19 protein-coding genes are annotated in these 19,105 nt (G+C 63.9%); 8 read left to right on the plus strand and 11 right to left on the minus strand.

The window, feature by feature from the left end; all coding sequences use genetic code 11:
- Positions 1-8 precede the first annotated feature (8 nt).
- From Q1A53_RS08995 to Q1A53_RS09015, 5 genes are all read right to left on the minus strand, one after another.
- Positions 9-1,799 (minus strand): aminopeptidase P family protein, encoded by a 1,791-nt coding sequence (locus Q1A53_RS08995; RefSeq protein WP_299965343.1) that lies wholly within the window; start codon positions 1,797-1,799, stop codon positions 9-11.
- Between the two features lie 51 nt (positions 1,800-1,850).
- Positions 1,851-3,728 carry a cobaltochelatase subunit CobT gene (gene cobT, locus Q1A53_RS09000; protein WP_299965346.1) on the minus strand — a complete coding sequence of 626 codons (1,878 nt, stop codon included), beginning with the start codon at positions 3,726-3,728 and terminating at the stop codon, positions 1,851-1,853.
- Positions 3,725-4,051 carry a hypothetical protein gene (locus Q1A53_RS09005; protein ID WP_299965348.1) on the minus strand — a complete coding sequence of 109 codons (327 nt, stop codon included), beginning with the start codon at positions 4,049-4,051 and terminating at the stop codon, positions 3,725-3,727. Before Q1A53_RS09005 ends, cobT begins: the two co-directional genes overlap by 4 nt.
- Before the next feature lie 69 nt (positions 4,052-4,120).
- Positions 4,121-5,107 carry a cobaltochelatase subunit CobS gene (gene cobS, locus Q1A53_RS09010; RefSeq protein ID WP_299965350.1) on the minus strand — a complete coding sequence of 329 codons (987 nt, stop codon included), beginning with the start codon at positions 5,105-5,107 and terminating at the stop codon, positions 4,121-4,123.
- Positions 5,108-5,228: 121 nt separating this feature from the next.
- Complete coding sequence (locus Q1A53_RS09015) at positions 5,229-5,855, minus strand: J domain-containing protein (protein ID WP_299965352.1); 627 nt, start codon at positions 5,853-5,855, stop codon at positions 5,229-5,231.
- Positions 5,856-5,929: 74 nt separating this feature from the next.
- Here Q1A53_RS09015 and Q1A53_RS09020 point away from each other — a divergent pair, with 74 nt between their 5' ends.
- The gene (locus tag Q1A53_RS09020) at positions 5,930-6,187 is read left to right on the plus strand and encodes a BolA family protein (protein ID WP_299965355.1); all 258 of its coding nucleotides are present in this window, start codon (positions 5,930-5,932) and stop codon (positions 6,185-6,187) included.
- A gap of 9 nt (positions 6,188-6,196) precedes the next feature.
- On the opposite strand, the gene Q1A53_RS09025 is transcribed toward Q1A53_RS09020, so the two are convergent.
- The 3 genes from Q1A53_RS09025 to Q1A53_RS09035 form a co-directional block, all read right to left on the minus strand.
- Positions 6,197-6,568 carry a DUF4177 domain-containing protein gene (locus Q1A53_RS09025; RefSeq protein WP_299965359.1) on the minus strand — a complete coding sequence of 124 codons (372 nt, stop codon included), beginning with the start codon at positions 6,566-6,568 and terminating at the stop codon, positions 6,197-6,199.
- 126 nt (positions 6,569-6,694) lie between these two features.
- A complete protein-coding gene (gatB, locus tag Q1A53_RS09030; RefSeq protein ID WP_299965362.1) occupies positions 6,695-8,206 on the minus strand; it encodes an Asp-tRNA(Asn)/Glu-tRNA(Gln) amidotransferase subunit GatB in 1,512 nt (503 codons plus the stop codon).
- Between the two features lie 96 nt (positions 8,207-8,302).
- The gene (locus Q1A53_RS09035; protein ID WP_299965364.1) at positions 8,303-8,773 is read right to left on the minus strand and encodes a hypothetical protein; all 471 of its coding nucleotides are present in this window, start codon (positions 8,771-8,773) and stop codon (positions 8,303-8,305) included.
- 367 nt (positions 8,774-9,140) lie between these two features.
- On the opposite strand from Q1A53_RS09035, the gene Q1A53_RS09040 reads away from it, so the two are divergent.
- On the plus strand, positions 9,141-9,785 hold the full coding sequence (locus Q1A53_RS09040; RefSeq protein ID WP_299965366.1) for a lytic transglycosylase: 645 nt from the start codon (positions 9,141-9,143) through the stop codon (positions 9,783-9,785).
- A 173-nt stretch (positions 9,786-9,958) separates the two neighbouring features.
- On the opposite strand, the gene Q1A53_RS09045 is transcribed toward Q1A53_RS09040, so the two are convergent.
- Positions 9,959-10,699, minus strand: coding sequence for an SDR family oxidoreductase (locus Q1A53_RS09045; RefSeq protein WP_299965368.1), 741 nt, complete (start codon positions 10,697-10,699; stop codon positions 9,959-9,961).
- Positions 10,700-10,702: 3 nt separating this feature from the next.
- Complete coding sequence (gene pepN, locus Q1A53_RS09050) at positions 10,703-13,246, minus strand: aminopeptidase N (protein WP_299965371.1); 2,544 nt, start codon at positions 13,244-13,246, stop codon at positions 10,703-10,705.
- Positions 13,247-13,353: 107 nt separating this feature from the next.
- Between pepN and Q1A53_RS09055 the strand changes: the two genes are divergently transcribed.
- From Q1A53_RS09055 to Q1A53_RS09075, 5 genes are all read left to right on the plus strand, one after another.
- Positions 13,354-13,536 carry a hypothetical protein gene (locus Q1A53_RS09055; protein WP_299965374.1) on the plus strand — a complete coding sequence of 61 codons (183 nt, stop codon included), beginning with the start codon at positions 13,354-13,356 and terminating at the stop codon, positions 13,534-13,536.
- 15 nt (positions 13,537-13,551) lie between these two features.
- On the plus strand, positions 13,552-13,698 hold the full coding sequence (locus Q1A53_RS09060) for a DUF2256 domain-containing protein (protein ID WP_299965377.1): 147 nt from the start codon (positions 13,552-13,554) through the stop codon (positions 13,696-13,698).
- An 82-nt stretch (positions 13,699-13,780) separates the two neighbouring features.
- Positions 13,781-15,922: a malate synthase G gene (locus Q1A53_RS09065; protein WP_299966064.1), complete on the plus strand. Its 2,142-nt coding sequence runs from the start codon at positions 13,781-13,783 to the stop codon at positions 15,920-15,922.
- A 52-nt stretch (positions 15,923-15,974) separates the two neighbouring features.
- Positions 15,975-16,400 (plus strand): heme-binding protein, encoded by a 426-nt coding sequence (locus Q1A53_RS09070; RefSeq protein WP_299965379.1) that lies wholly within the window; start codon positions 15,975-15,977, stop codon positions 16,398-16,400.
- A 102-nt stretch (positions 16,401-16,502) separates the two neighbouring features.
- The gene (locus tag Q1A53_RS09075; protein WP_299965382.1) at positions 16,503-17,279 is read left to right on the plus strand and encodes a gamma-glutamyl-gamma-aminobutyrate hydrolase family protein; all 777 of its coding nucleotides are present in this window, start codon (positions 16,503-16,505) and stop codon (positions 17,277-17,279) included.
- Between the two features lie 511 nt (positions 17,280-17,790).
- Here the strand turns inward: Q1A53_RS09075 and Q1A53_RS09080 are convergent.
- A complete protein-coding gene (locus Q1A53_RS09080; protein ID WP_299965385.1) occupies positions 17,791-18,543 on the minus strand; it encodes an SDR family oxidoreductase in 753 nt (250 codons plus the stop codon).
- A gap of 76 nt (positions 18,544-18,619) precedes the next feature.
- Between Q1A53_RS09080 and Q1A53_RS09085 the strand changes: the two genes are divergently transcribed.
- Positions 18,620-19,069, plus strand: a complete 450-nt coding sequence (locus Q1A53_RS09085; RefSeq protein WP_299965388.1) for an isoprenylcysteine carboxylmethyltransferase family protein — start codon at positions 18,620-18,622, stop codon at positions 19,067-19,069.
- Positions 19,070-19,105 lie beyond the last annotated feature (36 nt).

Consider the following 19,105-nt stretch of genomic DNA (forward strand, 5'->3'; position numbering starts at 1 on the left):
TGACGGTCTCACAAAGGCGCAGTTGCCTCATCCAACCATGTTTTCGCCTGTGGTGATAGGCGCGGCCCGATTTTTTCCGCAACTTCGGCATGATAGCGGTTCAGCCAGTCACGCTCTGCACCGCTCAGCATCGCGATGACGATCAGCCGCCGGTCAATGGGCGCAAAGGTCAGCGTGCGCCAGTCGAGCATCCGGCGGTGATCATCGCCACCGGGCAGATCCGGCGCTTCCCGTACAACGATCAGGTTCTCGATGCGAATACCAAACGCTCCTTCGCGGTAGTAGCCGGGCTCGTTGGACAGGATCATGCCGGGTTCCAGTGGCACGTGGCTGGTGCGTGCAAGCCGCTGCGGCCCCTCATGCACACTCAGATACGCGCCGACCCCATGCCCCAGCCCGTGGTCGAAATCCTGGCCTGCCATCCACAATGGGAGACGCCCGATAGCCTCGATATCGCGCCCGGCCAGACCCACGGGCCAGCGCAACCGGCTCATAGCGATCATCCCCTGCAGCACTCGGGTAAAGGCCGCACAGGCCTCTGGCGGCGGCGTGCCGATGGGAATGGTCCGGGTGATGTCGGTGGTCCCGTCGAGATATTGCCCCCCGCTGTCGAGCACCAGCAGATGCCCTGTCTCCAGGGTCCGGTCCGTCTCCTCGGTGACGCGGTAATGCATGATCGCCCCATGCGGACCCGTCCCCGCGATGGTCTCGAAGCTGATCTCCTGCAGGGCATTGTCCCGCCGCCGGAGTGCCTCCAACTCGGTCACCACCTGCGTCTCGGTCACACTGCCCACTGGCTGCGCATCAAGCCATGCCAGCAGCTCCACCACCGCTGCCCCATCCCTCAGATGCGCACGCGCCGCGCCCTCGATCTCGGCCGCGTTCTTGCGCGCCTTGGGCAGCGCACAGGGATCGCCCTCAAAGACCGCACGATCCCCCAACAGCTCGGCCAGGGCAAAGGGCACCGTAGCCCGGTCGACGCGCACGGATCCCTCCAGCGCCGCAACCGCCGCAGTCAGGGCCTCTGGCGGATGACAGCGTACCGCCTCGCCCAGATGCGCCCGAACCTCCGACAGCTTCTCCGCCGCCATGAAAAGATCGACCGAGCTATCATCATGCAGCACCGCAAACCCATGGGCCACCGGGTTGCGCGGTACGTCCGAGCCGCGAATGTTCAACAGCCAGCAGATCGAATCCGGCAAGGTGATCAGCGCCGATCGATGTTCCGCTGCGCGCAGCTCCTCCGCCAGCCGCGTGCGTTTCGCGTCATGGCTTTCCCCGGCAAATTCAAGGGGATGCACAGACACCGCGCCGAGCGGCGGTCCGGGCTGATCCTCCCAGATCCGGTCCACCAGATTGGCGCTCTGCCGCAAGGTGACAGCACTGCCCTCCAGCGCCTTGCGCAGCGCCTCAATCTGCCCTGCACTGTGCAACCAGGGATCAAAACCCACGACGCCACCCTCTGCCAGGTGATCCGTCAACCAGGCAGCAAGCCCTACCTCGGGCCAGGGGACCGGCGAAAACACTGCCGCCACCTGGCGTTTGACCTGCGTCCGGTAGCGACCGTCGATGAACACCCCGGCCACGTCCCGCAGTACCGCGCAAAACCCTGCCGACCCGGTAAATCCCGTCAACCACCCCAGCCGCTCGTCCCGCGGCGCCACGTACTCCCCCTGATGCGCATCCGCCCGCGGTACCAGAAACCCGTCCAGCCCCTCCGCCGCCATGACCTCGCGCAGAGCGGCGAGCCGCGGCGGCCCCTGTTCCGGTCTCGCGGTGACCTCGAAAGACTGGAACATACCGCTCTCCTCATCTTGCCAAATAAACTCCCCGCGGAGCGTCCCGCAGCCTCAACCCGCGCGCCGCATGCCCATCACGCGCGCGCGCGCCCGCGGGTCACTGTCAAAGAGCGCCGCCAGCTGCTCGGTCATCGCCCCCGCCAACTGATCCACATCGGTGATCGTCACGGCGCGATCATAATAGCGCGTCACATCATGGCCGATCCCGATGGCGAGCAATTCCACCGCGCGCCGTTTCTCGACCATGGCGATCACATCACGCAGGTGTTTCTCCAGGTAATTCGCGGGGTTGACCGACAGCGTGCTGTCATCCACCGGCGCCCCGTCGGAGATCACCATGAGGATCTTGCGCGCCTCGTGCCGCGCCATCATCCGCCGGTGCGCCCATTCCAGCGCCTCCCCGTCGATGTTCTCCTTCAGCAGGCCTTCCTTCATCATCAGCCCCAGATTGGGCCGGGTCCGACGCCAGGGCGCATCCGCTGATTTATAGACGATATGGCGCAAATCGTTCAGCCGCCCCGGACCCTGCGGTCGCCCCGCGGCCAGCCACGCCTCGCGCGCCTGCCCACCTTTCCACGCCCGTGTGGTAAAGCCCAGGATCTCCACCTTGACGTTGCAGCGCTCCAGCGTGCGCGCCAGCACATCCGCACAGATCGCCGCGATCGAAATAGGCCGACCGCGCATGGAGCCGGAGTTGTCCAGCAGCAGCGTCACCACCGTGTCGCGGAACTCGGTATCCTTCTCCACCTTGAAGCTCAGCGGTGTCGTCGGATTGGCCACCACCCGCGCCAGCCGCCCGGCATCGAGCATGCCTTCTTCGAGATCGAACTCCCAAGACCTGTTCTGCTGCGCCTGCAACCGCCGCTGCAGCTTATTCGCCAGCCGGCTCACCGCGCCTTTCAACGGCTCCAACTGCTGATCTAGATAGGCGCGCAGCCGCTCCAGTTCCGCAGGCTCAGCCAGCTCTTCCGCGCCGATTTCCTCATCAAAATCAGATAGGTACACGAGATAGTTCGGGTCGGCGTCGGACGCAGGCGGTGGGGCAGGCGGCTCCATCGGGGCCTCGCCCTCGGGCATCTCTGCCTCTTCGCCCATCTCCTGGTCGGCCATGTCATCCATGGAGACCTGGGCCTGGCTCGCGTCCTGCTGCTCTTCCTGGGACTGCTCCGGGCTGCCCTCGGCTTCTTCCTCGTCCTGATCGTCCTGACCGGTGCTGTCGGGCTCGCTGTCGTCCTCCGAGCCCTCTTCGGCCTCTTCCTCTGTATCCTCGTCGATCTGATCCGGGTCATCGCCCAGCTGATCGCCGTAGCCGAGATCGCTGATCATCTGACGGGCAAAGCGGGCAAAGGCGGACTGATCGCTCAGTGTCTCGTCCAGATTGTCGAGCGTCCCGCCGCACTGATCCTCGATAAAGCCGCGCCACAGCTCCATGACGTTCTGAGCACCGGAGGGCAGATCGCGCCCCGTGGCCAGATGCCGGATGAGGTAGCCCGCCGCCGTGGCCAGCGGCGCGTCCGCGGCCTGGCTCACCTGATCGTAACCCTTGCGCATTGCCTCATGGCCGATCTTGGCGTCGATGTTGCCAGCCGTCCCGGGCATGTCCCGCGCGCCCATTGCCTCGCAGCGCGCCGTCTCCATCGCCTCGTAGAGATCGCGGGCCATGTCGCCCTGCGGTGCATATTTCGCATGGGTCTGCCCGTTGTGATAGCGCCGGTTCAGCGCCAGCGCATCCGCCGTGCCCCGCGCGAGCAGCACCTCGTCCCGCGTCATCCGGCGCGAGACCTGCGGCAGCCGCATCGCATCCCCCGACAGCCCCGCAGGATCGACGGAATAGGAAACCGTCAACTCCGGGTCATTCGCCATGACCTTGGTCGCTTCGCCAAGCGCCTTCTTGAAGGCATCGGCCGGGTTGTCGGAGGGTTTGGTCATCTCAACTCCTGGAGTTCCGGTTGCGCCGCCCCATAGTCTTCGCAGGTTTCACTGAGGGTTTCAAAGACTTCGCGGCTCTGGCGGTCCTGTGCGTAGATGGTAGCTTCCATCAGCAGTGCCATCAACGGCCGCTGCTGGGCGATGAACCTGTCCACCTCGGTCTGGTCGCCCAGACGCAGAGCCACTGCGCGAAAAGCCTGCGCAAGCTCTACATCGTCGGGTTGACCATCAAGAAACTTGGACCACTGCGCGTAGTCCGCATAGCCGAACCAAAAGGCCGCACATTGTGCCGCGGGGTAGAGGGGCTCATCCGAAGCAGCCACAGGCCCAACGGATAAGCAAACAGCGCATGCTGCGGAAGGAAAGAAACTGCGCATTATGACCGCATCGGCCTAGCCAAGGCTCACACTTGCTGCACTCTCGGGCAGTTCCTCGTCAAACAGACGCTGGTAGAATTCCGCGACGGTCTGACGTTCCAGTTCATCACATTTGTTGAGGAATGAGAGCCGGAAAGCGTAGCCGATGTTGCGGAAGATCTCAGCGTTCTGGGCCCAGGCGATCACCGTGCGGGGGCTCATGACGGTGCTCAGATCGCCGTTCATAAAGGCCGTGCGGGTCAGGTCCGCCACAGTGACCATCTGCTTGACGATCTTGCGGCCCTTTTCGGTGTTGTAGTGCGGGTTCTTGCTCAGCACGATGGCCGTTTCCGCGTCGATGCTGAGGTAGTTGAGCGTGGCAACGAGGCTCCAGCGGTCCATCTGGCCCTGGTTGATCTGCTGCGTCCCGTGATAGAGCCCTGTCGTATCGCCCAGGCCCACAGTGTTTGCCGTGGCGAAGATGCGGAAATAGGGGTGGGGCGTGATCACCTGGTTCTGGTCGAGCAGGGTCAGCTTGCCGTCCACCTCCAGCACGCGCTGGATCACGAACATCACATCCGCCCGGCCCGCGTCATATTCATCAAAGACGATCGCGGTGGGATTTCGCAAGGCCCAAGGGAGAATTCCCTCTTGAAAATCAGTAACTTGCTTTCCGTCCTTCAACTTGATCGCATCCTTGCCGATCAGGTCGATCCGGCTGATGTGACTGTCGAGGTTGACGCGGACGGCGGGCCAGTTGAGACGCGCGGCCACCTGTTCGATGTGGGTCGATTTGCCCGTCCCGTGATAGCCCTGCACCATCACGCGGCGGTTGTGGGCGAAGCCTGCGAGGATGGCCAGTGTCGTGTCCGGGTCGAACTTGTAGGTGCTGTCAACGTCGGGCACACGGTCGCTGCGATCCGCGAAACCCTTGACCACCATATCTGTGTCGATGCCAAAGACGTCGCGGACGTGAACCTCTTCGGTGGGCTTTGTGTTGATGTCCAGTGCGCCGTCGGCCATGAGGTCTCACCCTTGTCGAAATGTGGAAACCGGACCGATGTGGCCCGCGGTCATCCGTGCAACATAAAGCAGCGAGGTGCAAGGGAAAGGGGCCGTCCAGTTTGGGGAAATGGTAGCGCCATCAGTCCTTGAAATTACGGCTGCCCTTGATCTGATCCCAGGCCCAGACGACCTCTTGCAACTGCTCTTCCTGGCTGCGGTCGCCGCCGTTCATATCGGGGTGCAACACCTTGATCAGCGCCTTGTAGGCCTTGCGCACCTCGGGCTTGGTCCAGGTGTCCTTGGCCTCCAGGATTTCCAGTGCGCGGCGTTCGGTGGGCGGCAGGCGGCGGCCCGCCTGTGCACCGCGGCCGGGGTTCTGCGTGGCATTCGCACCCAGCACCTGATGCGGATCCTCGATGCCCAGCCGCGCCCAGGCGCGCGCTTCCGGATCGCCCAGCGGTTTGGTGTTCCGCTCCCAGACTTTATCCTTTGACATCTGGGCGTTGAGCTCCGCCTCCGTGGTGCCGTCAAAGAAGTTCCATTTCAGATTATACTCCCGCACGTGAGCCTGACAGAACCAATAATAGTCATCCAGCACGTCGGGCGCCTTGGGCGCGCGGTACTTGCCCGGCTCGTTACAGCCTTCCTTGTCGCAGATCCGGGTCGAGGTCTCGGACGCCCCCGACATGCCCCGCCTGCCACGGGGATTTTTCTTTTTGGAGGACGACACGGACATGTCGAAACCGAAAGGATCAGGTTTGGGCATATTGGCACCTATACGAGTCGAGGCCGCTTAGTTTAGACTGCCACCAGATAGAGGGAAGGGGGCAGCGCGAAAAAATGTCCAGACGTCAGCAGATTGAAGATCGGTTGCGGGATGCGTTTGCACCGGAGCGGCTGGAGGTGGTGGACGACAGCGAAAGTCACCGCGGTCATTCAGGGTATCCCGAGGGGGGTGAAAGCCACTTTAACGTGGCGATCCGGGCGCCGCAGTTCAAGGAGATGAACCGGCTTGCGCGGCATCGGGCGATCCACGCAGCATTGGGTCCTCAACTGATGGCGGAGATCCACGCGCTGGCAATTGATGTAAGCGCTTAGGAGCGCCCGTTAATCCGCTGATTTTTCGCCTTTTACCGGGATCAGGGATCCGTCCGGGACGCGCAGTTCCGGGCCGGGATCAGCGGCGCGTTCAGCGCGTGGTGCTGCGGGTTCAGCCGGTAACCGGAGGGCGGGCCGGTCTGCCTGATCGACCGGTTTGCGAAAGACCAGAAGATTGCGCCAGTTGGTCGTGGTGGAGGCAAACCCTGCACGCTCCTGCGAGGGGAGCGCCTCGGCCCGCTGATACTCCCACCCGTCGCGCGCCATCTCGTTCAGCACCTCTTCGACAGCGTGGGCAAAGCGCGCCTCGGGTGTCTTGATCCCGCGGGCCTTGAGACCTTTGGCGGGGGCGGCGATCACCTTGTATTGATAGTCTGTCATGGCCGTCTCCGGTCCGGTTTGAGGGGCGCCGAGGGCCGGTTTTGCGGCGTCGGTGCAGTGTCGGTATCACGTCGGTAAAACGTCGGTATCACGTCGGTGCGTAGCGCACGCCGGTCTCAGCCGTCGTTAACCTTTGAGCTTTTGCGCGACCAGTTGGTTGACCGCCTTGGGATTTGCCTTGCCGCCGGTGGCTTTCATCACCTGACCGACGAACCAGCCCGCAAGCTTGGGGTTCTCTTGGGCCTTGGCCACCTGATCGGGGTTGGCGGCGATGATCTCGTCCACGGCTGCCTCGATCGCGCCGGTGTCGGTGACTTGCTTCATGCCGCGCGCCTCGACGATCTGCGCCGGATCCCCGCCTTCGGTGTAGACGATCTCGAACAGCTCCTTGGCGATCTTGCCGGAGATGGCGTCCGAGGCGATGAGGTCGATCACCCCCCCCAGTTGCGCGGGCGAGACCGGGCTGTCGGTCATCTCGCGCTCGTCTTTCTTGAGACGGCCGAAAAGCTCGTTGATGACCCAGTTCGCGGCCATCTTGCCATCGCGACCGGCAGCCACTGCCTCGAAATACCCCGCCGAGGCCAGATCGGCCGTCAGCACGGAGGCGTCGTAGTCGCTCAGACCGAAATCGGCGATAAAGCGCGCCTTCTTGGCGTCGGGCAGTTCCGGCAGGCTGTCCCGGATGTCATCGACCCAGGCCTGCTCCAGCTCCAGCGGCAAAAGATCGGGATCGGGGAAGTAGCGGTAATCATGCGCCTCTTCCTTGGAGCGCATGGAGCGCGTCTCGTTCCGGTCGGGATCGTAGAGCCGGGTTTCCTGATCGACGGTGCCGCCCGCTTCGACGATGGCGATCTGGCGCCGGGCCTCCACGTCGATCGCTTGCTGGATAAACCGCATGGAGTTCATGTTCTTGATCTCGCAGCGGGTGCCGAGATGGCTGAAATCCTGCGTGGCCTGATATTTCTCATATTGACCGGGGCGGCAGATGGAGACGTTGACGTCCGCGCGCATGGCACCCGACTGCATGTCGCCGTTGCAGGTGCCTAAGTATCGCAGGATCTGGCGCAGCTTGGCCAGATAGGCGGCGGCCTCTTCCGGGCCGCGGATGTCGGGGCGCGAGACGATCTCCATCAGGGCGACGCCGGTGCGGTTGAGATCCACAAAGGACATATTGGGGTCCATGTCGTGGATGCTCTTGCCCGCATCCTGTTCCAGATGGATGCGTTCGACCCGCACGAGGCGGGCCTTGCCGTCGCCCATTTCCACCAGCACTTCGCCTTCGCCGACGATGGGGTGGTAGAGCTGGCTGATCTGGTAGCCCTGCGGCAGGTCCGGGTAAAAGTAGTTTTTCCGGTCAAAGGCAGAGGTCAGGTGGATCTCGGCCTTGAGGCCCAGCCCGGTGCGCACCGCCTGTTCGACGCAGTATTCATTGATCGTGGGCAACATGCCGGGCATCGCCGCGTCCACGAAAGACACGTTGCTGTTGGGCTCTGCACCGAATTTGGTGGAGGCAGCGGAGAAGAGCTTGGCCGCACTTGTGACCTGGGCGTGCACTTCCATCCCGATGACCAGTTCCCAATCGTGCTTGGCACCGGCAATGGTTTTCGGGGTGGGGGTCTCGTAGGTGAGATCGAGCATCGCGGTCCCTTGTCAGCTATCACGGGGTCGGGGCTCGGTTTAGGCCAGCAACGCAGGTGCTGCAAGCCTTCTGTCAGAGTGGCGCTGACGCGTGGATCAGCGCCCGTTGGGCAGATCGCGCCAGCGCAGTTCCGTCCGCCCGATATCGGGCAGGGCAACCCGGGGCAGGAGCCGCGCATCGCTGGTGAAGTTCGGTGCGATCCGCACCACGATCAGGCAGCTGAACGGCTTTGACATATCCGCCGTGACCGTGTCGTGACCGGCATTGGGGGCGATGGTCACGATCTGCGCGCCTGCCTCGGGTGAGGGTTGCACGAGCCCGGGGGTTTCCAGGACGATGGCACCGTGGATCCGGCCGATGGCGTCGTAGATTGGCAGATGCTGGCCTGTCAGGTCAAAATAGCTTTGGGCGCACTGCAACATCCGCGCCTTGAGCGCGTGCATCCGGGCCAGAGGATCATCGGATGGATCCTCGGTCGTCCAGTTGCCGGTCGTGGTTGCCTGGCGGTGCCAGTCGATCCAATCGCCGCTGTCCCAATGGGCGGCGTCTGCGGGGATGTTGCTCATGGTGCGTCCTTTCCCGTGTTCTTGCCTCACGCGTTGGTCTCAGGTCTCGATGATTGGGGGTGCCGACATTCCTGCAGGCGTCCCAGAGGACACATGCGTTACTGCGGCTGGCGTGAAAGACCCCCCTTTCACCGACCCGCTCATGCCCTCGCCGTTCCGATACCGATACATTGTGGCTAAAACATGGCAGCGTCGTAGTCTTACCGCTTTCGGGAGGGCTCTGGCAGAGTGAATAGGCGGTGTTTGTTCACGAGTTGTTTCGGATGTTTCAGGGTTTTCGCCTGTGACGAGAGTGGCTTTGCGTGCTTCTATGATGGCGCGAAGTCCGGCGCTTGCGCATTGCCTGTTCCGTATCGCATAGAACGGTATGCGATTTGTCCTGAGCCTCCTTGCCATGTTGATCTGGGTGCCTGTTCCGGTGGTGATGGCGCCATCGGGGGTGCAGGCGGAGCCGCAGGCCCTGCCTCCGATGCGTTGGCGGCACAAACAACGCCGCGAGCTGTGGAATGCGGCGGCGCTGGCGGCCTTGCGGGCCCACGGTCAGCCACTGACAGCGATGGTGCCTGGGGATATGGACAGCTGGTGCCCGGGGTATGCTGCGGCAGACCGGCCCGGGCGCGAGGCGTTCTGGGTGGGGTTCATGTCGGCGTTGGCCAAACACGAGAGCACCTATCGACCGGCTGCCGTCGGCGGAGGCGGGCGGTGGCACGGGCTGCTGCAGATCTCGCCTGCGACGGCGCGCGGTTACGGGTGCCGCGCGCGCAGCGGTGCCGATCTGCGGGTGGGCGGCGAGAACCTGAGCTGTGCGATCCGTATCATGGCGGTGACCGTGCCGCGTGATGGGGTCATCGTCGGTAACGATGGTCGCTGGCGCGGGGTGGCGGCGGACTGGGGGCCCTTGCGGGTTGCGTCGAAACGGCGCGACATTGCCGGGTGGCTGCGGGCTCAGCCCTATTGTGCGGCGCCGGTGAAACGACCGAAGCTGCGCAAGTCGCAGCGTGAGGAGCGGTAGGCAGGGGTGATCCGGTGAGCGCCGCTGTGCGGAGGGATGCCGTGTCTGGCTCGGGTTGCGAAGGCCGGGGCCGATGATGGCAGCGCGCTACAGGGCTGCGTTCAAGGCCAGTAAGGGGGGCGATCAGGCACTGTACCGGCAGTCAAGCGGCGATGGTCCGCGTGACGATTGGATTAACGCCCTCCGGTGACGTCAAGCGTCGAGCCGGTGATGTAGCTCGCCTCCTCCGACAGCAGCCAGAGCACGGGGCGGGCGATTTCCTCGGCCGTGCCCTTGCGCTGCATCGGTACCATATGCGCCAGCTTGTCGGCGCGCCCCGGCTCGCCGCCCTTGGCGTGGATCGGGGTTTCGATCAGGCCGGGGCGGACGGCCATGACGCGGATGTTGTCTGCAGCAACTTCGTCTGACAACCCTTTGGTAAAGCAGTCAATTGCAGCCTTGGAGGCGGCATAGTCCAGATATTGCTTGCCCGAGCCGAGACGCGCTGCTGCAGAAGAGATGTTGACGATCACGCCGCCCTCGCCCTGGGCCTGCATCCGCAGAACGGCCTCTTTCGCGACCAGCATCGCGCCGATGACGTTGATGTCGAACATGCGCCGCAGGCGGGCGTGATCCATCTGCGTCAGGGTGGCGGTCTGATCGACGATGCCCGCGTTGTTGATGAGCGCGTCGAGCCGCCTGAATTCCGCGTCGATCGCGGCAAAAACGCCGTTGATCTCTGCCGGGTCAGCCACATCGCCGCGGCAGAGCAGGACGCGGGCACCATCGGCGCGACAGGCGTCGGCAACGGCGTTGGCCTCAGCCTCACTGTTGCGATAATTCAGAGCGATATCATAGCCTTGCCGGGCCGCACCCCGGGCGCAGGCGGCGCCGATGCCGGTGGAGCCGCCGGTGATGAGCAGAACGGGTCGCATAGGTCAGCTCCCTCTGATACGGGTCAGCATTTCGGTGGTGTCGCGGGACAGATCCGGCAGCACAAGGATGCGGTCGAGCTCCGCGGCGATCAGGGCCTGGCGGTCCGCGTCATACCGTTTCCAGGTCTGGAAGACGGCGCACATGCGCGCTGTGGTCTGCGGGTTCACCGGATCGAGCCGGATCAGCCAGTCGGCCACAAAGCGGTAGCCCGAGCCGTCGGCCCGGTGAAAGCCTGCGTGATGCGTCGCGGCAGCGCCCAAAACAGCGCGGAAGCGGTTGGGGTTCTTCCAGTTGAAATCCGGGTGTTTGGTGAGCGCTTCGGCCGTGGCAATGACGGCGTCGGGGGCGGCTTGCATCACCTGCAGGCCAAACCACTTGTCCATCACCAGACGGTCGGATTTCCATTGCACCTCAAAGGCTTCCAGCGCGTTCTTGCCAGCGTTCTCGCGTAGCAGGATGGCGAGGGCGGCGAGCTGCTGTGTCATGTTGTCTGCGGCATCATACTGCGCCTGCGCACGGTCGGGCCCGTCGATCCGGCTGAGCAGCGACAGGGCCGCATTAGCCAGCGCCCGCTGCCCGGTCTGCTCGGCGTCGGGGCGGTAGCTTTCGGTCACCTGATGGCTGTCAAAAAGCCCCGGCAACAGATCGGCGAGACGCTGCGCCTGAGCGGCGCGTATGCTCTCGCTCGCGGACCAGATCGCATCGGGGTCGGGCACCTCGCCTGCGTCATGCAGCGCGCGGGCGAGATCGGACTGGCTGGGCAGACCCAGCATCAGTGCGCGGTACGCAGGGTCAAGCTGCGCGTCGCCCATCACCGCGTGGAGCCCGTCGAGATAGGCGGCGTCCGGTGCCGCGCTGCCCCGGATCATGGCAAGGAGGCTGTCCTTGGCCAGGGCGCGGGCCGCTTCCCAGCGGTTGAAGGGGTCGGTGTCATGGGCCAGCAGGAAGGGCGCGTGGTGCTGCGTACCCTCCAGAACCACAGGCGCGGAAAAGCCGCGCAGGACCGACGGGATCGGGCGCTCGGCCAGCCCCTCAAAGGTGAAGGACTGTGTCGCCTCCGTGAGTTCGAGCACCTGGCTGGGCACGACCTCGGCGCCCTGGGGTGACAGCAGGCCCGTGACGATGGGGATGACCTGCGGTTTCGGGGCGGGCGTTGCGGTCGTGGGTTTCAGATTTTGCGTGAACGTCAGGGTGTAAACCCCTGATGCCCAACCCTCTTCCATCTTGACGTTGGGTGTGCCGGCCTGACTGTACCAGCGCTTGAACTGGCTGAGATCGCGGCCCGTCACATCCTCGAAGACCGTCAGCCAATCCTCGATGGTGCAGGCCTGCCCGTCGTGCCGGTCAAAATAGAGGGTGAGCGCCTGCGCATAGGCCTCGGCGCCCACGAGGCGGCGCAGCATGCCGATGACCTCGGCGCCTTTTTCGTAGACGGTGGCGGTGTAGAAATTGTTGATCTCCTGAAAGCTCTCTGGCCGGACGGGATGCGCCAGCGGGCCCTGATCCTCGGCGAACTGACGCGCGCGGAGGTCGATCACATCCGAGATCCGCTTGACCGGCGCAGAGCGCATGTCACAGGTGAACTGGCTGTCGCGAAAGACGGTCAGCCCCTCCTTGAGACAGAGCTGGAACCAGTCGCGACAGGTGATGCGATTCCCGGTCCAGTTGTGGAAATACTCATGAGCGATGATTGCCTCGATCCGCTCGAAATTGGTGTCTGTCGAGGTCTCCGGCGAGGACAACACGGCGGCGGAGTTGAAAATGTTCAAGCCCTTGTTCTCCATCGCGCCCATGTTGAAGTCATCGACGGCCACGATGTTGAAAATCTCCAAGTCGTATTCCCGGCCGTAGACGTCTTCGTCCCATTTCATGCTGTCCTTGAGCGCCTGCATGCCAAAGGCGCATTTGCCTTCGTCACCGGGCCGCACGTACAGGTTGAGCTCGACATCCGCGCCGGACCGGGTGGTAAAGCTGTCCAAGTGGGCCACCAGATCGCCCGCCACCAGTGCGAAGAGATAGGCGGGTTTGGGCCAGGGGTCCTGCCACTCCGCCCGGCCCTCGGACTGCGCCCGCGGGTTGCCATTGGACAAAAGCACCGGGTGCGGACCGTTGATGGTGACGGTAAAGACGCTCATCACATCGGGGCGGTCAGGGTAGTAGGTGATCTTGCGGAACCCTTCGGCCTCGCATTGGGTGCAATACATGCCGTTGGACATGTAGAGCCCTTCGAGGGCGGTGTTGCCCTGGGGGTCGATTTCCACCTCGGCCTCCCAGACAAAGGGCGCGGCGGGCACCGGGCAGGTCAGCCCCTCGGGCGTGATGTCAGGGTGAACCGCGGTGCCATCGATGCGGGCGGCCTTCAGGGTCAGGTTCTCGCCGTGCAGGAACATCTGCTCCGGTGCTCCCGGTTTGGGCACAAAGGCGATGCGGCTTTTGACGCGGGTCGCCGTGGGGTTCAGATCAAATTCCAGCGCGACGGAGGTGACCTCAAACCCGAAGGGCGTGTAGTCTTTGAGGTAGATCGTCTGGGGGGCGGCATCGCGCATGGGGCACCTGTTGCTGAGAGAAAAGGGAACGAACCGAGCAGGCCCGACGTTAGTCTCATGAATGAAGCGCGGCAAGCGATGACCGCGTATGGCTTTGAGGAGAAAATATGTCTGCCCCTGACACGAATATCGAACGGCAAGCGACGCGGCATTGGCCATCCATCATCGGCATCTGCGTGGCACTTTGCGTCGGCGTTGCATTGGGCCTGAGCGTCGCTTCTGTGCTTGATTTAAACGGACCGCAAATGACGGAGGCATCGACAGGCGCGACCCCGGCGGCGACCGAGTAAGGCGGGGATTGCCCAATGCGTCGCAAGGGAGACTTGCCGGAAAAGACCTGTCCGGTCTGCGGCCGGCCTTTCACGTGGCGCAAGAAGTGGGAAAAGGTCTGGGACGAGGTGCGCTATTGTTCTGAGCGGTGTCGCAGGGCCCGAAAAACGGTCGCTGACTGAGGTCAGCGGCCTTTGTTGTCTCTGGCCTCGTTTCCCCGTACATCTTCGAAAAATGCGAAGGAAGATGTGAGGAATGGCGCGGATGACGGGGTATCAGGACAAGAACGGGTTGCAGATTGCGGAACCGCTCGTCTCCTTTCTGGAGGAACAGGCGCTGCCGGGTACGGGTGTTGACGTGTCGGGCTTCTGGCAGGGTTTTGCGGATCTGGTCGGCGACATGACGGTGGAGAACAGGGCCTTGCTGGACACACGCGCCCGGTTGCAGGATCAGATCGACATCTGGCACCTGCAACAGCGTGACACACCGCACGATCACGAGGCCTATTGCGATTTTCTGCGTGAGATCGGGTATCTGGTCGAGGATGGCGACGATTTCGAGATCGACACGGCGAATGTGGATGACGAGATCGCGCGCGTACCCGGGCCGCAGCTGGTAGTGCCGATCACCAATGCCCGCTATGCGCTGAATGCGGCCAACGCGCGCTGGGGCAGCTTGTACGATGGGTTCTACGGCACCGACGCCATGGGCAGCGCGCCGGCGCCGGGCGGCTACGATCAGGGCCGAGGTGCGCGGGTCGTGGCCCGCGCACGCGTTTTCCTCGATGAGGCCTTTCCGGTCACCCGCACGAGCCATGCGGACGCCAGACGGTACTACGTGCACAAGGGCGCGCTGCTGGTGGATGATCAGTTCCTGATGCGGCCCGAGCAATTCGTGGGCTACACCGGCAACCCCAAGGCACCCGAGAGCATCGTGCTGCGCAACAACGGGTTGCACGTCATCCTGCGGTTTGACCGGGCGCATCCCATCGGCAGCCGCGATCAGGCGGGGCTGGCGGATGTCATTCTGGAAAGCGCTGTCTCGGCGATCATGGATTGCGAGGATTCCGTTGCCTGTGTGGATGCCGAGGACAAGGTCACGGCCTATGCCAACTGGCTTGGGCTGATGAAGGGCGACTTGCGCGAAAGTTTTGAGAAGGGTGGCAAGACGGTGACGCGGGCGCTGAACCCCGACCGGATGTTGACCGCGCCGGACGGAGGCGAGGTGACGCTGAAGGGCCGGGCGCTCATGCTGGTGCGGAATGTCGGTCATCTGATGACAAATCCGGCGATCCGTGATGCCGAGGGCCACGAGATCTTCGAGGGTGTGATGGACGCGGTGGTGACCACGCTGATCGCCATGCATGATCTGCAGCGGGAGGGCGGCAATTCGTTAACCGGCTCCGTCTATGTGGTCAAACCCAAGATGCACGGACCCGAGGAGGTGGCCTTTACCGACCGGCTGTTTACGCGGGTCGAGGCGATGCTGGGGCTGCCGCAGAATACTGTCAAGCTGGGCATCATGGACGAGGAGCGGCGCACCTCCGTCAACCTCAAGGAGTGTATCCGGGCCGCGAAGTCCCGGGTCGCCTTTATCAATACCGGATTTCTGGACCGGACGGGTGACGAGATCCATACCTCGATGGAGGCCGGGCCCTTTAGCCGCAAGGACTTCATCAAGCGCAAGGCCTGGATCGGTGCTTACGAGGATCAGAACGTGGACATCGGCCTGGAATGTGGGCTGAGCGGACGCGCGCAGATCGGCAAGGGGATGTGGGCGATGCCTGATCTGATGGCGGCGATGATCGAGCAGAAGATCGAGCACCCGAAGGCGGGTGCCAACTGCGCTTGGGTGCCCAGCCCCACGGCGGCCACGCTGCACGCGCTGCATTACCACAAGGTGGATGTCTTTGCCGTGCAGGAGCGGCTGCGCGCGGGCGGGCGCCGGGCCTATGTGGATTCGGTGCTGAGCATTCCGCTGGCCACCTACCAGAAATGGACGGAGGATCAGAAGCTGCGCGAAGTGGAGAACAACGCGCAGGGCATCCTGGGCTACGTGGTGCGCTGGATCGATCAGGGGGTTGGCTGCTCCAAAGTGCCGGATATGAAAGGCGTCGGGTTGATGGAAGACCGTGCCACCTGCCGGATTTCCGCCCAGCACATCGCCAACTGGCTGCATCACGGGGTGGTCGACGGCCAGCAGGTGATGGCCGCGCTGCGCAAGATGGCGGCGGTCGTGGATGAGCAGAATGCGGACGATCCGTCCTACCGGCCCATGGCGCCGGGATTTGACGGGATCGCGTTTCAGGCGGCCTGCGATCTGGTGTTCAAGGGGCGCGAACAGCCGTCTGGCTACACGGAACCTGTGTTGCACGCGCGGCGTCTTGAGTTGAAGGCACAGGCCTGAGCGCTGACAGGGCTTTGCCCGGGTCTTTGGAAAAAGGAAAAAAGGAACAGACATGACAATCTCATTGAGAAAAGCGCGCACGATTATCCGCAAGGCCCAGGAAAAGGGGCGGGAGCTGGACCTGAAACCCCTGTCGGTCGTGGTGCTGGACGCGGGCGGCCATGTGCAGGCATTCGAGCGCGAGGATGGTGCGTCGCCGGGCCGGTTCAACATCGCCTTTGGCAAGGCCTTTGGGTCGGTGATGCTGGGGATACCCGGCTCTGCCCAGATGGCGCGTGCCGAAAGCCAGGCCTATTTCATGGCGGCGGTCAACGGAGCCTACGACGGCAAGGTGATCCCGGTGCCGGGCGGTGTGTTGCTGCGCGACCGCAAGGGGGCTGTGATCGGCGCCGTGGGTGTCACGGGCGATACCTCTGACAACGATGTGCTTGCCGCGGTGGCGGGGATTGAGGCAGCGGGGCTTACTGCGGAGGCATAATCGCCTTTTCTGCAGGCGCGCACAGGGCGTTGCGCGGTGACGAACTGTTCACCCCTTCTGTGCAAGGGTATAGAGGGTCAAACAGCGACAGAGGGATTTTTCATGACGCGGCCGGTCGTCGGGATTTTTTGCAATCACTATCTGCTGAACGATGAATATCCCGTTCACGCAGGTGGGACGATGAATTCCGAGGCGATTGCGGAGGTGTCAGGCTGCGTGCCCTTCATGATCCCCACCGATCCGCGGTTTGTCTCGGTGCCTGAATTGCTGGCGCATTGCGACGGGTTTCTCTTTACCGGCGGGCGGCCCAATGTGCACCCGGAGGAATACGGCGAGGCGGAGACGGAGGCGCATGGTGCCTTTGACCGGGACCGCGATGCACTGGCCCTGCCGCTGATCCGCGCCTGTGTGGAGCGTGGCCAGCCGTTTTTCGGGATCTGCCGGGGCTTTCAGGAGGTGAACGTGGCGATGGGCGGCTCGCTCTATCCGGAAATCCGCGATCTGCCGGGCCGTATGAACCACCGGATGCCGCCCGACGGCACGCTGGAGGAAAAGTTTGAGCTGCGTCATCCCGTGACCTTTACGGAGGGCGGGATTTTCCACCGGTTGATGGGCGCGCGCGAGGTGATGACCAACACGCTGCACGGTCAGGGGATCAAGGAGCCCGGGGCGCGCATCGTGGTGGATGGCACCGCGCCCGACGGCACGCCCGAGGCGATCTTTGTACGGGATGCGCCGGGGTTTTGCCTGTCGGTGCAGTGGCACCCGGAGTACCGCGCCGCGGAGGATCCGGTGTCGCGGCCGCTTTTTGCCGCCTTCGGTGAGGCGACGCGCGCGTGGTCCGAGGGTCAGCGCCCGCGTCCGGCCGAGGTCGCTTAGCGCGGTCAGCGCCTTCGGGCGCGTTTTTCGACAGATCTGGTTGTACCAGTCCGGCACGGCGCGGCGCTGGTCGCCCGGACTGCGCCGAGGATTGACGTTTGAAGTGACGTATTTGTCTCGCGGTGTTGTGGAGGGCTTGGTTTTCTGTTGGCGCGTTGGGTGTGTCGATTTCGGGTTACGCTTCGGCTTCCCGCGGGGCCAGCCAGATGCGGTGGGCGGGTCAGGAGTGTGGGAGATCGGAGACCCTCGCGTCAAGCGCGAGGGTGCGGCGCGCTTGGTTGGCTGGCCCGTGAGAGCCTTTTCCGCTGGGCAGAGGGACGGGTTGAGACGCCGTTTTCAAAGCGGGGGCCGTCTGACCCTGCGGTGGGGAGGTCTGGTGCCAGGCGCGTCGTGAACCTGCTCTCGACCTGGTGCCAATCATCGGTGCGACGCTTTTGGGGTCTGGTGTGCATCATCTCGGGCGTCCTGGCGCTCTCAAGGCGTCACCGGGTGGTGTCACCCCGGCCTGCGGTCAGATCTGGCCGCCCGCGATTTCGATGGCCTGGCCGTTGACGCTTTCCGCACCGGGTTGCACCAGCCAGCGGGCGGCAGCGGCGACTTCCTCGGGCGCGATGAGCCGGTTGTGGCGGTTGGCGGAGATCATCATCGCTCGCGCCTTGTCCTCGCTGATGCCCGCGCGTTCCGAGATCGAGACGGTGTTCCGGGTCACGATGTCCGTGTCCACATAGGCGGGGCAGAGTGCGTTGAAGGTGATGTCGCGGCCTGCGTAATCCTCCGACAGCGCGCGGATGAGCCCGATCATCCCGTGTTTGGAGGCGGTATAGCAGGCGGCCCCCTGCAGCCCGCGCACACCGGCGATGGAGGCCACTGCGATCACCCGGCCCCAGCCCGCGTCCCGCATGCCCGGCAGGCACGCGCGGATCGTGGCAAAGGCACCGTCGAGGTTCGTGGCCATCATATTGCGCCAGAACGCCATGTCGGTCTTGTGGAGCGCGCGGCCCTCGGCGATCCCGGCATTGGGCACGCAGATGGTGATCGGTCCGCGGGCGGCTGTGGCTTCTGCCACGCCCGCGTCCACGGCGGCCTCGTTGCGCACATCCATGACCAGAGGGTGCAGACCTTCGGTCGCCGCCTCGGCCAGAACATCGCCGCGCCGCCCGGTGATCGTGACCTGGGCGCCGTCCTCCGCCAGCATGCGCGCAATGGCCAGGCCAATGCCGCTGCCGCCGCCGGTAACCAGCGCGTGTCTGCCTGTGAGTGACATTGCGTCCTCCCTTGGTTTTCGGCAGGGTGGCGCAGCGGTGCGCACCATGCAAGCGACGATCGGAAAGGGCAGGGCAATGAAGTGGTTAGATATGCCGCCGCTGTGGCTGGTGGTCTTTGCCGCACTCGCCTGGGCGCAGGCGCAGTTTCTGCCACTTGGGCTGAGCCTCCGGCATCCGGTGACATTGTTGCTGGCGGGGGTGCTCGTTGGTGGCGGTGTGGTGCTGACGGTTCTGGCCGCATTGGAGTTTCGCAAGCACAAGACGACGATCGTCCCGCATGAGACACCGGCCGTGCTGATCCAGTCGGGCATCTTTGCACGCTCGCGCAATCCGATCTACCTGGCGGATGTCTTGCTGCTGACCGGGCTGTGCCTGTGGTGGGATGCGGTGCCGGCGCTGGCCTTGGTGCCGGTGTTCGTCTGGGTGCTGGAGCGGCGCTTTATCCTGCCCGAAGAGAAACGGATGCGTCGCACCTTCCGGGCAGATTTTGCGCGATATGAGCAAAAAGTGCGCCGGTGGCTTTGATTTCTTTTCATTTATTGCGCGGTGTCCCGACCCCGG

The organism is uncultured Roseobacter sp., from assembly GCF_947496515.1.
Classification (GTDB): Bacteria; Pseudomonadota; Alphaproteobacteria; order Rhodobacterales; family Rhodobacteraceae; genus Roseobacter.